Genomic DNA, 11,688 nt, shown 5'->3' on the forward strand with positions numbered 1-11,688 from the left:
CATCAGGGAAATATCTGAAAACAAGATGCCAAGTGGCGTGGAGAAGGATTTCTACTACATTTAAGCAACCAGGGTCTCTGAAACGGGGCGCTGTCGCTACCCCTCTGCTCAAAAATGCGCCAACTCAACGGTGTAAACACATTGTGCAGAGAACAACACAGTAATGACAAAAAAAACGGAGAGGTTAATCCGTCATGAATAAAAAACACTTTTACCAACGCCTGACGCGCTGGCAGCATCTGCGCTTTAACGATGTCATCCTGCGCGAACGCCCTGATACGCCAGCATGGGATAAAAAATACGAAATCTATATTCAGGACAACTCGCGTCCCGCTGCCCAGCTCTATATTCGCACCACCCAGAGCGGAGAGAATACGACGCTGGTCATGGAAGAGTATCTGAACTGGCTTGCTGAATATAACCAGGAATGTGAAGTTTCAACGCACCAGGAAAACCCGGTCATACAGTTTAATCGCGAATCTCGTCGCGTTGCCATGACGCATTAACGCGATCGCCCTGTTTCTGACCAACACCCGGTCACAATAAAATATGCGCCGGCGCTATCTCCGGCGCCGTTTTTCACCCTGCAAATGCCCTCTCTGAAATTTAATTCATGCTTTTCCTGGCACAATTCTCAGCGTGACATAGATTTATCATGCATGTGATCTACGTCACATGTCATTTCGCCTATCAATTATTCAGGGAGTAAGATGTGACGGTTAATTTGAAAAGCGGGCCGCAGAATGAGACGTCGAAGACGCAAGCGACCGAACCGCTGGTAAAAGTCATTGCGTTTATCGCCACGCTGGGCGGGCTGCTGTTTGGCTACGATACCGGCGTTATAGCGGGTGCACTGCTGTTTATGAAGCACGATCTGCATCTGACATCGGTCACTACGGGCATGGTCACCAGCTTTCTGATCCTGGGATCGGCGATTGGCGCGATTTGCGCCGGGCGCGTTGCGGATCGTTTTGGCCGCAAAAAGATTATCCTGCTGATGGCTATCGTCTTTATGATCGGCTCGCTGGGCTGTGCAATGGCCCCGAACGTTGAGGTCATGATCGCGTTTCGCTTTACGCTTGGCCTGGCCGTTGGCGGCGCGGCGGCTATTGTGCCGATCTACATTGCGGAAATCGTTCCCGCTAACCGACGCTGGCAGTTTGTCACTCTTCAGGAGCTGATGATTGTTTCCGGACAGCTCATTGCCTACACCAGCAACGCCGCCATCAATGAAGTCTGGGGCGGCGAAACCACCTGGCGCTGGATGCTCGGCGTGGCCTGCGTCCCGGCGGTCATTCTGTGGGTTGGCATGCTTTTTCTGCCGGATACGCCGCGCTGGTACGCCATGCATGGTCGCTATCGCGAAGCGCGCGACGTGCTGGAGCGCACGCGGGCCTCACGGCATGTCGAGAAAGAGATGAAGGAGATTCGTCAGTCTTTCACCTCGCTTAATGATAAACATGCGCGTCGACAGAAAACCATCTCGGTGTGGATGAAGCGGCTGGTGGCGCTGGGCATCGGTATCGCTATGCTGCAACAGCTCTCGGGCGTGAATACCATTATGTTTTACGCGCCGACCATGCTTCAGGCGACAGGCCTGGGCACCAACGCCTCGCTGATGGCGACCATCGCCAACGGGGTGATCTCGGTGATCATGACCTTTGTGGGTATCATGCTGCTCAGCCGCTTCGGGCGACGCCCGTTATTGCTGGTCGGTCAGATTGGCTGTACCTGTACGCTGTTTGTCATCGGTCTTATCATGCTGATGATGCCGGAAACGGTAAACGGGCATCCTGACGTGGTGCGCAGCTACCTGGTGCTGGGCGGAATGCTGGTATTTCTCTGCTTCCAGCAGGGTGCGCTGTCGCCGGTCACCTGGCTGCTGCTGTCTGAAATGTTTCCGATGCGCATTCGCGGTACGGCAAACGGTATTTCGGTTTTCGCCATGCAGATGACTAACTTCTCCATTGCGTTTATGTTCCCGATTATGCTGGAGGGATTAGGGCTGACAACCAGCTTCTTCATCTTTGCCGCCGTCGGCGTCGCCGGGGGTATTTTCGCAGTGATGTTTGCCCCGGAAACGCAGGGCAAATCGCTTGAGCAGTTAGAAAAACACTTCAAAAAAGAGCTTCAGGATGATCCGGCGCCGCAGCCGGGCCAGTAAGCCTGCGGTGTCAGATTCACATTGTTCTCATGGCGCAGATCTTCTGCGCCTGCCAGACTTGGTGAAGACAATATTTGGAGCAAAACCGTGTTTAAATTTCTACTCTCTCTGTTTTCAAGTCCGGAACTGCTGTTGCAGGTGATGAGCCAGCGCGACATCGCCGAATCGATTGAAGATGACGAGCGCATTCTGATTGATGAAGACGGCAGCGCAACCGTCAATATTTACAGCAAAGAAGTGCATGAGGACTTTGCCCGCCACGTGAATGCGTTGAAGAGGGCGTAAAATGGGAACGGCGATATTTATGGTGTTGATGGTCTGTGGCTACTGGTACACCAGCCGCGACCTCACTACCCGCTTCAAAATCAAACGCTCGTTTGGCTGGGACGTCTATTTTCTGGTGGCGCTCTATGGCTGCATCTTCGTTTTGCAGGGGGTGATCGCCACCGGGATCGTCTGGATACTGCTGCTGGCGGCGTCGGCGGTGATGAATGCGGTTCCGGCGCTGGGCGAAGGCGTGCATTATCACTGGCAAATTGAATTTATGACCTGGAGCTTTTTGGGCATTCAGGCGCCGGTTGTCGTCATGCTGAGTTTTGCTATTGTCTTCTGCGTCTACCGTTCAAACTGGTCAGGCAGCGCTAAACTAAGCAGCGAAGGACGTAAAAAGCTCTATAAAAATCTGACGCGCGCGAACGGCGTTGAAGGGCTGCTCTATCAGTGCATGGAAGAGGGTGAGCTGGCCTGGGTCACGCTGAAATCGCGGCGGATCTATATCGGCATGATCCATACCGCGCATTATGAACTCCCCTCAACGGCCAACCTGGTGCTGATCCCGATGCTCAGCGGCTACCGGGACGGCGAAACGCTCAACCTGCACATTGAGCACAACTACAGCAAATATTACGCTGAGCATGGCATTACCCTCGATTCCGAGCCGAAGTCTGCCATGGCATTTCGTAAAGTGATCATGCTCGATCAGGTAGAGAGTCTGTCGCTGTTTGACGCGGCGACCGCCAGCGCGCTGGCGTTAGAGTCGCAAAACGTGGACTGATTCGCCTACAGCATCAGCGATACCAGCCAGAAACCGGCGAAGGTCATCAGCAATGAGCCCACGACGTGAATAAGCACCGACGCCATTGCCCACGTATAGTTACCGGCCTGAAGCAGCGTCATGATCTCCAGAGAAAAAGTGGAAAAAGTGGTCATGCCGCCGCACAGACCGGTGGCGATTAACAGCTTCCAGGCCGGATCGAGTTGCGGATGACGCAGGAACCAGGCCATCGCGCCGCCAATGATAAACCCGCCAAGCAGATTAACGATCAGCGTGCCGGGCGGCAGATTAGGAAAGAGCGCGTTGAGACGTACACCCAACAGCCAGCGGATAACGCATCCCAGCGAACCACCAACTATTACGGCGACTAAAGACTTCACCATCAGCTTCTCATCATCAGAAATTGGACATCGTTGTGGAGTTTACTATCACAAAATCCAGAACAACAGACTCCAGAACAGCGCACAGCAGACGATCACAGCAAGCCAGATTTTCCCTCTGGCTGACAGGCGTTCCCTCATAACCACTCCTGAAGCAGCGTTTAAGTGATCTGAGTATAAACATTTAGATAATGCGATCAACTTTCGGATTTTCCTTAGATACTACCACTCTGTTTTCCGACGTATTTTTTGAAAGTTTATCCGTTGATTTCACTATTAAATTAATACCGAATCGGCGCTTTTTATAAAAAACGCGGGTCACCCGGCCACATTCTCTTCCGTGGTTTCATCGTTATTGACCATCACCGACTGAATCTCCTCTTCGGCAATATTGGGATTGAGCGCGGCCGCCAGCGGTGAGCTGGCCATCGTATCCGGCATCGGCACGTGCGGAATGGGCAACTCGTTACTCACCGTGCGGCGTCGGCTGCTGAAGCCCGCCAGCGTGGCAATCAGCACGCCGCAAAGGCAGAAAAAGAGATAGAGCATGTTGCCGCCCAGCGGCTGCATCAGCGCGCCGATGACCAGCGGCCCGATACACGCGCCTATACCAAACGCCATCAGCAGGCAGGCGGTCAGCGAGACGCGCCGCTCCGGCACCACGCTGTCGTTAGCCATCGCCACTACCAGCGGATAGAGTGAGAACTGCATCATACTGGCGATAAAAGCAATTAACGCCACCCAGAAAAACGAAAAATGCGCCGGTAGCGTCAGCGGCAGCGCAGCCAGCACGTAAAGCACGCCGGTATAAAACAGCAGGCGCGGGCGACTGACACGGTCAGAGAGCCAGCTCAGGGGAAACTGCGACACCAGCCCGGCGAAGATGGTGATGCCCATAAACAGACCGGCCTGCCGGGTACTGAAACCCAGCTGGCTGATGTAGACCGGCGCCATCCCGTAAAATGCCCCGACCGCCATGCCGATCACCAGCGTCATCACTAAAATTTGAGGAATGGCATGCACGAAGTAGCCCAGCTCCATTGGCGCAGGCGACAACGGATGCGCATGCGTGCGGGTAGTAAGTGCAATCGGCACCAGGCAGAGTGCGAAACAGAGCGCCACAATCAACAGGCTGCTGCTGTCGGTGCCGAGCGGCGACATCAGAATAATCTGCCCGGCCGACAGGCCGAGGTAAGTTGCCACCATGTATAAACCAAATATCATCCCGCGCTGGCTGGCTTCTGACTGATCGTTAAGCCAGCTCTCCAGCACCATGTACTGGCACATCATACACAGACCGATAATCAGCCGCAGAAAGATCCACAGCGGCAGAAACTCAGTCAAACCGTGGCCGAGCACCGAGGCGGTAATGATCCCGGCACAGGAGACATAGGTGCGAATATGTCCGACGCGGGCGATCAGGTTGTGCCCCACCTTGCCGCCAATAACCAGGCCGATGTAATGGGCAGCAATGATTGCCCCGATTACCCCGCCGCTCACCTGCTCATGCGCGAGGCGCAATGAAACCCAGGTGGTCAACAGGCCTGAACCGAGCAGCATTAACAGCGTGGTGGTATAGAGCGGTAAGAATGTGCCGAGGACTTTTTTCATTACGGCTCCCTGTCGCCTTCATTGGTAACCATTTACCAGAACAATAACAGTAGACGTAATCTGTGAACAGGGCCAAGGACCCCGGTAAAAAACATCAAAGACAGTGTGTTACGTATACAGGACGGCCCTGTCGGCGCGCAGCATTTGCGGGCTATGTGGCCCCTTTATTGACGACAGACCCTATTAATCAACTGGCGGAGCCATCGATGTGCAGAATCGGCTTCTGAACGCGGATGCCACATCTGCGAAACGGTAAAGCCCTCGACGCTGATCGGCAGTTCAAACGCCTCCAGCGCGGCATGCCTGTCGGGCTGATGCATGATGAACGAGGCCGGCACCTGCGCCACCAGATCGGAGCTTATCGCCACGGCCAGCGCAGCCTGAAAGCTGGCCACCACGGCGGACACTTTCCGCTCAAGCCCCAGTTTCGCCAGTGCCTCGTCCACCGGCCCGCTGGCGATACCCCGCCGGGAAGCGACCACGTGTGCGGCGGCGGCGAAGCCTTCCGGCGTGACGCTCTTTATCAGCGGATGCCCTTTTCTGACCACGCCAATAAAACGATCCCGGAACAGTCCCTGCAAACGGATTTCCGGTCCCGTTTCACCCAGCACGCCGATTTCAAGATCGACTGTGCCATCACGTAGCGGCTTCGCGCTTTTTTCCGGTTTGGGCACAAAGCACAGACGCACCCGCGGCGCCAGCTCTGCCGCCGCCGCGATCAGCCGCGCGCCAAATGCCTCGACGAATCCGTCGTTGGTTCGCAGCATGAAGGTGCGTTCCAGCGTCGGGAGACTTATTTCCGAAAACGCAGGGCGCAAAATGGCCTGCGCTTCTGAGACGGCCTGACGGGTTCGCTCACGGATCGCCTGTGCATAAGGCGTCAGCACCATGACGCGCCCGGCCCGCACCAGCAGCGGATCGCCGGTGACAGCGCGCAGGCGCGCGAGGGTACGGCTCATGGCGGACGCGCTGAGCCCCAGGCGCCGCGCGGCGCCGGCCACGCTCTCCTCCGCCAGCAGGTTATCCAGCGCCATCAGCAAGTTGAAATCAGGTTCATCCATCTTGCCTCCTGTTATCGTGACAGATGGCGTCTGGTGCAGGTATAACGTGCATCCCCTGCGCCTTCCGCCCTGTCTGCCTTCAGCGTATCTTTTATCATCAGCACGCTCGCTTGCCTGTCAATGAGGAGAAGGATGATGGCACAAAAAACGGTTTTACTGATTGGCGCCTCGCGCGGTCTGGGCTTTGCGATGGCGGAGGAGTATCTGAAGCGTGGTGTTCAGGTGATCGCCACCGGACGGGAAAACTCACGCGAGGCGCTCTCTGCGCTGGCGGCACGCTACCCTGCTCTGCTGCATGTCGACGCGGTGGATATTACGCAACCGGATGAGGTCGACGCGTTGCGCAGCCGACTCGGCACCACGCGCGTGGATGTTCTGTTCGTTAACGCTGGCGTTAAAAATGACGATAGCGAAACAGCCGCCGACGTCTCAACTGAGGAGTTTGTCAGGGTGATGGTGACGAATGCGCTGAGCCCGATCAGGGTGATTGAACGCCTGAAAAATTGCGTGAAGCCGGGCGGCACGATCGCCGTAATGTCCTCCGGTCAGGGCAGCCTTACTAATAACACCAACGGGCAATATGATGTCTACCGTAGCAGCAAAGCCGCGCTGAATATGTTTATGCGCAGTTTTGCCGCACGCCAGGGCGATGCGCCAGAAACGCTACTGCTGATGGCACCGGGCTGGGTGCGCACCGATATGGGCGGCCCCGATGCCCGCCTGACTATTGAGGAGAGCATTCCGGCGCTGATTGATACCCTTACCGCCAGCGAAGGCCGCACCGGGCTGCATTATCTCGACTACCTTGGCCGCGAGGTGCCCTGGTAAACATTCTGAAGGGAAATCTCACTTGCACTTCGCGCCATGTTTGCCAGGTTTAGTACCGACTTAGCGAAAAAATGGAGGAAAAAATGGCGCGTTTCGAGAAAAAAATAGTGGTCATAACCGGTGCAGGTTCAGGGATCGGCGCAGCAACGGCCCGACGTTTCGCCAGCGAAGGCGCCTCCGTGGTGTTAATCGGTCGTACGGCCGAAAAGCTGGAAAAAACGCTGAAAACGCTCGACGCGGGTGACCATCTTGTCGCCCCCGGCGACGTGGGCGAAGCGGATGACGTCAAGACGCTGGCGCAGAAGGTGCTGGATAAGTACGGGCGCGTTGACGTGCTGGTCAATAACGCTGGCGTCATTGTGCAGGGGCGCATTCATGAGATCGAACCGGACGACTGGAAAAAGCTGATGAAGGTGGATCTGGACGGCGTTTATCACTGTGTGCACTACTTTATGCCTGCCCTGCTGAAGAGCAAAGGCAACGTGGTGAATATTTCGTCGGTTTCCGGTCTGGGCGGCGACTGGGGCATGAGCGTCTATAACGCGGCGAAAGGCGCGGTGACCAATTTCACCCGCTCGCTGGCGATGGATTACGGCGAAGATGGCGTTCGCGTCAACGCGATCTGCCCCGGCTTCACCTTTACCGACCTCACTGAAGAGATGAAAAACGATACATCGCTGCTGAATAAATTCTATGAGCGGATCCCGCTGAATCGCGCAGGCGAACCGGAAGATATTGCCGACGCCATTGCATTTATTGCCAGCGACGACGCACGCTACATTACCGGTGCGAATCTGCCGGTTGACGGCGGCCTGACCGCATCAAACGGCCAGCCAAAACAGGCGTAAGCGAGTATTGGGCAGCCCGCTGAAATCGCACCGCTTTATGTCACGCTGGCGTCCAATGAAAACAGCCACACCTCTGGTCAGGTGTGGTGTTCTGAGGGCGGTACCGGCACGCTCTGGTTCCCGCCTGTTTTATCCTTCAGAGGAGGGACGCCTCTGAAATTTAATTGATATTTTCTCACCCGCGTTATCCGTTGATTTTTATGCAAACTCTGTATTTCAAAATATAAACTGCGGCTTCGCTTATTTTTAAATACGCTTTAACTTCATCAGGTTAATAGAAATAAAACGGCACAAGATTTTTTCTTGCAGACATTGCAAATAACGAAACGCTTGCTAGATTTATTAATGCACGACGTTCACCGATTCCTGCCCATGAAATTATGGTACGGAACATTATGACAATCGGTGGAGCTTTTAAACATGAAGAGGAATAAATTGATATGACTCAGCATCGTGGAAATGCCGGTAATTTTGCCGAAGATCGTGAAAAAGCCTCAGAAGCCGGTAAAAAAGGCGGAAAAAGCAGTAACAGCGGGAGCGGAAGCGGTAATTTCAAAAACGATCCCGAAAAAGCCTCTGAAGCGGGCAAAAAAGGCGGCCAGAAAAAATAGTCGCTTTTAACCTTTTGCATAACATGTAGTTAGCATTAACGCTAAGTAAAACCCGCCATCACTTTTATGGATTGCGGGTTTTATTTTTATGAAAATTAATGGCAGAAAGGTAACAGGCTGGTTTATAAATTCATTTTATCTAAGATTAGTCTTAATACTTTATTTATTATGCATTTCTCGTTTCCTTATCCTTTTATCAACTATGCTTTATTTGAATTTAAAAAACACCTCCGGATTTATTTCCCGACGATTAAAAAAGGTTAATTATGACAATTAAAACCCTCGAAGATTTATTTATTCATGATTTGTCAGACGTTTACAGTGCAGAAAAACAGATTACCCGCGCTTTGCCAAAAATGGCGCGTGCCGCAACGGATGAAAAACTGGTTGCCGCGTTTAAACAACACCTTGAAGAAACTCAGGGGCAGATCGAACGTCTTGACCAGTTGGTTGAGATCACCGACGGTTTAAAAATCAAACGAATGAAGTGTCATGCGCTGGAAGGCCTTGCTGAAGAAGCGCAGGAAATTATCGATTCGGTTGAGGCTGGCCCGGTACGTGATGCAGGCCTGATCGGCGCAGCGCAGAAAGTTGAGCACTATGAAATCGCCACCTACGGCACGCTCTATGCCCTGGCCGTGAAGCTGGGTTACAAAGAGGCGGCGCGTCTGCTGGCTGAAACGCTGAAAGAAGAAAAAGCGACCGATGAGAAGCTGACCGTTATTGCGGAACAGCAGGCTTAACGGCGCAGCGTCTTCGACACAACATTTACGGAGACCGGGATCATGACCAATGAAGAAAACTACCTGGCGTGGGTGAAAGACGCCCATGCCATGGAAAAACAGGCAGAAAGCATGCTGGAAAAAATGGCCGATCGCCTGGAGCACTACCCGGATTTGAAAGCGCGCATTCAGCAGCATATCGAAGAAACGCGTCAGCAGCAGGTAATGGTGCAGTCGGTGATCGACCGTTTTGATACCTCCAGTTCAACCTTCAAAGACACGCTGGGCAAACTGTCTGCGTTTGGACAGGCGATGGGCGGCATGATGGCCGATGACGAAGTGGTTAAAGGCGCTATCAGCGGTTACGTTTTTGAAAATCTTGAAATCGCCAGCTACACCTCCCTGATCGCTGCTGCCGAAGTGGTGGGTGACGTAGAGGGTGCACGCATTTTTTCTCAAATCCGTGAGCAGGAAGTGGCGATGGCCGACTGGTCGTTGAAACATCTGCCGGATGTGACCGAGCAGTTCCTGGTGCGCTCTGCCGCGCCAGGCGTAGAAGCCAAGAAATAGAACCGTGCCCCCACGGAAACAGGCCGCCATCGCGCGGCTTTTTTTTGAAATTTTCTCTAAGTCGAGTGAGCTATGTTCAGACATGTAAAACAATTGCAGTACACCGTCAGGGTGGCTGGCCCCAATCCGGGGCTGGCAAATCTTCTTCTGGAACAGTTTGGCGGCCCGCAGGGCGAGCTGGCTGCCGCCTGTCGCTACTTCACCCAGGGCCTGAGTGATGACGATCCGAGTCGTAAAGATCTGTTAATGGATATCGCCACCGAAGAGTTGAGCCATCTGGAAATCATTGGATCGCTGGTGGGCATGCTCAATAAGGGCGCGAAGGGCGACCTTGCTGAAGGTACTGAAAAGGAAGGCGACCTTTATCGCTCGCTGAGTGGCAAGGGCAATGACAGTCACCTGACCTCGCTTTTGTATGGCGGCGGCCCGGCGCTGACTAACTCCGCTGGCGCGCCGTGGACGGCAGCCTACATTGATACCATTGGCGAAGTGACGGCCGATCTGCGCTCCAACATCGCAGCCGAAGCGCGAGCGAAAATCATTTATGAGCGCCTGATTAATCTGACGGACGATCCGGGCGTAAAAGATGCGCTGGGTTTTTTAATGACGCGAGAAGTCGCGCATCAGATCTCCTTTGAGAAGGCGCTTTACTCTATTCGCAATAACTTCCCGCCGGGCAAACTGCCACCGATTGAGAAGTACGCCAGCACCTACTACAACATGTCTGAAGGGGGTGAAGTGCGCGGAAGCTGGAATTCCGATGAGAATTTCAACTATGTTGCCGATCCCGGCCCGGCAGTGGATGGTGGCGACGGCAGCGCCAGCGTTACGTTACCCGCTGAACAGCAGAGGAATCTCGACAGCATGATTGCGCGCACCGCGTCCGATCCTGCGGTCAATCCGGTGACGGGGACGGATATTGGTGCAGTACCCCCCATCGAAAATGATTCAGCGCCGAAAAAGCGCAGCCGCGCGCCGGCAAAAAAGAAATAGTTTTCAGGGCGGCCTCCCGGTCGCCTGTTTCTTCCCGGCAAGGAAAACGCTGATGCAACGACTCTCTCCCCTCTTTTGTTCCCTGCTACTGCTCGCCGGATGCGGCGCCAACACGCCGCCGCAGGTGACTTCACCCGGCGCGCCAACCTCGGCAAAACTTCAGGCGCTGGATACGGGCGCGGCGCTCCTTCAGTCACGTCCGCCAATTGATGCGATGAATGCCTATCTCGACGGTTTTCACTTCTACAACGGCGACAAAAATGGCCAGATGGAAGCGCACCACTACATCACCATACTCAACAATGACGTGATGCAGGCGGTGATCTACGACGGAAACACCCGTGACGCACATCTGATGGGCGTGGAATACATTATCAGCGCACGCCTTTTCGCCACGCTGCCGCCGGAAGAGAAAAAGCTCTGGCACAGCCATCAGTACGAGGTGAAATCCGGCAGTCTGATCGCTCCCGGCCTGCCCGCCGCCGCTGAAAAACCGTTGATGAGAAAGATTGTGAACACCTATGGCAAAACGTGGCACACCTGGCACACCGATCGCGACAAGACGCTCCCGCTCGGCATTCCCTCGCTGATGATGGGCTTCACCGCCGATGGCCAGATGGACTCGCGTCTGCTGGTCGATCGCGATAAGCGATTCGATACCGATACCAAAAAAATCCGTCAGGAGCGCAGCGATATCGTCGCCGATCCGGTGGTGAAAGGCGCTGACGCCTGGCAACAGGGCGATGTTATTCAGCTCAAACGCGTGAAGGGCGCGGGTGAGCATGCCGAAGGCCATACCGGTTTTACGACGTCTGAGCAGGCGGAAAAAGGCAAAATTCCCTGATG

14 protein-coding genes are annotated in these 11,688 nt (G+C 54.4%); 11 read left to right on the forward strand and 3 right to left on the reverse strand.

The genetic code is table 11. The annotated features are described in order from the left end of the window. The first annotated feature begins 194 nt into the window (after positions 1-194). The 4 genes from GS12_RS13725 to GS12_RS13740 all read left to right on the forward strand — a co-directional run bounded on the left by GS12_RS13725 (position 195) and on the right by GS12_RS13740 (position 3,218). Positions 195-506 carry a hypothetical protein gene (locus GS12_RS13725; RefSeq protein WP_051936981.1) on the forward strand — a complete coding sequence of 104 codons (312 nt, stop codon included), beginning with the start codon at positions 195-197 and terminating at the stop codon, positions 504-506. A 206-nt stretch (positions 507-712) separates the two neighbouring features. Beyond that, positions 713-2,164: a sugar porter family MFS transporter gene (locus GS12_RS13730; RefSeq protein ID WP_034947977.1), complete on the forward strand. Its 1,452-nt coding sequence runs from the start codon at positions 713-715 to the stop codon at positions 2,162-2,164. 87 nt (positions 2,165-2,251) lie between these two features. Beyond that, positions 2,252-2,449: a hypothetical protein gene (locus GS12_RS13735; protein WP_034918898.1), complete on the forward strand. Its 198-nt coding sequence runs from the start codon at positions 2,252-2,254 to the stop codon at positions 2,447-2,449. Between the two features lies 1 nt (position 2,450). Beyond that, a complete protein-coding gene (locus GS12_RS13740; RefSeq protein ID WP_034947981.1) occupies positions 2,451-3,218 on the forward strand; it encodes a hypothetical protein in 768 nt (255 codons plus the stop codon). A 5-nt stretch (positions 3,219-3,223) separates the two neighbouring features. On the opposite strand, the gene crcB is transcribed toward GS12_RS13740, so the two are convergent. The 3 genes from crcB to GS12_RS13755 all read right to left on the reverse strand — a co-directional run bounded on the left by crcB (position 3,224) and on the right by GS12_RS13755 (position 6,270). After that, positions 3,224-3,601 (reverse strand): fluoride efflux transporter CrcB, encoded by a 378-nt coding sequence (gene crcB, locus GS12_RS13745; RefSeq protein WP_034947984.1) that lies wholly within the window; start codon positions 3,599-3,601, stop codon positions 3,224-3,226. A 315-nt stretch (positions 3,602-3,916) separates the two neighbouring features. Beyond that, positions 3,917-5,209, reverse strand: a complete 1,293-nt coding sequence (locus GS12_RS13750; RefSeq protein WP_034947987.1) for an MFS transporter — start codon at positions 5,207-5,209, stop codon at positions 3,917-3,919. A 164-nt stretch (positions 5,210-5,373) separates the two neighbouring features. Beyond that, on the reverse strand, positions 5,374-6,270 hold the full coding sequence (locus GS12_RS13755) for a LysR family transcriptional regulator (RefSeq protein WP_034947990.1): 897 nt from the start codon (positions 6,268-6,270) through the stop codon (positions 5,374-5,376). A gap of 135 nt (positions 6,271-6,405) precedes the next feature. On the opposite strand from GS12_RS13755, the gene GS12_RS13760 reads away from it, so the two are divergent. The 7 genes from GS12_RS13760 (at position 6,406) to GS12_RS13790 (ending at position 11,686) form a co-directional block, all read left to right on the forward strand. After that, entirely contained in the window at positions 6,406-7,098 is a 693-nt protein-coding gene (locus tag GS12_RS13760) for an SDR family NAD(P)-dependent oxidoreductase (protein WP_200884524.1), read from the forward strand. A gap of 83 nt (positions 7,099-7,181) precedes the next feature. Next, the gene (locus GS12_RS13765; protein WP_034947996.1) at positions 7,182-7,946 is read left to right on the forward strand and encodes an SDR family NAD(P)-dependent oxidoreductase; all 765 of its coding nucleotides are present in this window, start codon (positions 7,182-7,184) and stop codon (positions 7,944-7,946) included. A gap of 440 nt (positions 7,947-8,386) precedes the next feature. Continuing rightward, positions 8,387-8,557: a con-10 family general stress protein gene (locus tag GS12_RS13770; protein ID WP_034912621.1), complete on the forward strand. Its 171-nt coding sequence runs from the start codon at positions 8,387-8,389 to the stop codon at positions 8,555-8,557. Between the two features lie 266 nt (positions 8,558-8,823). Next, positions 8,824-9,300 (forward strand): YciE/YciF ferroxidase family protein, encoded by a 477-nt coding sequence (locus GS12_RS13775; protein ID WP_034912620.1) that lies wholly within the window; start codon positions 8,824-8,826, stop codon positions 9,298-9,300. 42 nt (positions 9,301-9,342) lie between these two features. Continuing rightward, positions 9,343-9,849 (forward strand): ferritin-like domain-containing protein, encoded by a 507-nt coding sequence (locus GS12_RS13780; RefSeq protein ID WP_200884523.1) that lies wholly within the window; start codon positions 9,343-9,345, stop codon positions 9,847-9,849. A 72-nt stretch (positions 9,850-9,921) separates the two neighbouring features. Continuing rightward, on the forward strand, positions 9,922-10,842 hold the full coding sequence (locus tag GS12_RS13785; RefSeq protein ID WP_034948002.1) for a manganese catalase family protein: 921 nt from the start codon (positions 9,922-9,924) through the stop codon (positions 10,840-10,842). Positions 10,843-10,894: 52 nt separating this feature from the next. Further along, a complete protein-coding gene (locus tag GS12_RS13790; protein WP_034948004.1) occupies positions 10,895-11,686 on the forward strand; it encodes an OBAP family protein in 792 nt (263 codons plus the stop codon). The last annotated feature ends 2 nt before the right edge of the window (positions 11,687-11,688 follow it).

Origin of the sequence: Erwinia oleae, assembly GCF_000770305.1 — a bacterium.
GTDB lineage: Bacteria > Pseudomonadota > Gammaproteobacteria > Enterobacterales > Enterobacteriaceae > Erwinia > Erwinia oleae.

Excerpts from the sequence above, each read along its gene's own strand:
- GS12_RS13740 (WP_034947981.1), top strand. The coding sequence starts at position 2,451 with ATGGGAACGGCGATATTTATGGTGTTGATGGTCTGTGGCTACTGGTAC.
- GS12_RS13725 (WP_051936981.1), top strand. The coding sequence starts at position 195 with ATGAATAAAAAACACTTTTACCAACGCCTGACGCGCTGGCAGCATCTG.
- GS12_RS13780 (WP_200884523.1), top strand. The coding sequence starts at position 9,343 with ATGACCAATGAAGAAAACTACCTGGCGTGGGTGAAAGACGCCCATGCC.
- GS12_RS13755 (WP_034947990.1), bottom strand. The coding sequence starts at position 6,270 with ATGGATGAACCTGATTTCAACTTGCTGATGGCGCTGGATAACCTGCTG.
- GS12_RS13770 (WP_034912621.1), top strand. The coding sequence starts at position 8,387 with ATGACTCAGCATCGTGGAAATGCCGGTAATTTTGCCGAAGATCGTGAA.
- GS12_RS13760 (WP_200884524.1), top strand. The coding sequence starts at position 6,406 with ATGGCACAAAAAACGGTTTTACTGATTGGCGCCTCGCGCGGTCTGGGC.
- GS12_RS13785 (WP_034948002.1), top strand. The coding sequence starts at position 9,922 with ATGTTCAGACATGTAAAACAATTGCAGTACACCGTCAGGGTGGCTGGC.
- GS12_RS13750 (WP_034947987.1), bottom strand. The coding sequence starts at position 5,209 with ATGAAAAAAGTCCTCGGCACATTCTTACCGCTCTATACCACCACGCTG.
- GS12_RS13775 (WP_034912620.1), top strand. The coding sequence starts at position 8,824 with ATGACAATTAAAACCCTCGAAGATTTATTTATTCATGATTTGTCAGAC.
- crcB (WP_034947984.1), bottom strand. The coding sequence starts at position 3,601 with ATGGTGAAGTCTTTAGTCGCCGTAATAGTTGGTGGTTCGCTGGGATGC.
- GS12_RS13765 (WP_034947996.1), top strand. The coding sequence starts at position 7,182 with ATGGCGCGTTTCGAGAAAAAAATAGTGGTCATAACCGGTGCAGGTTCA.
- GS12_RS13790 (WP_034948004.1), top strand. The coding sequence starts at position 10,895 with ATGCAACGACTCTCTCCCCTCTTTTGTTCCCTGCTACTGCTCGCCGGA.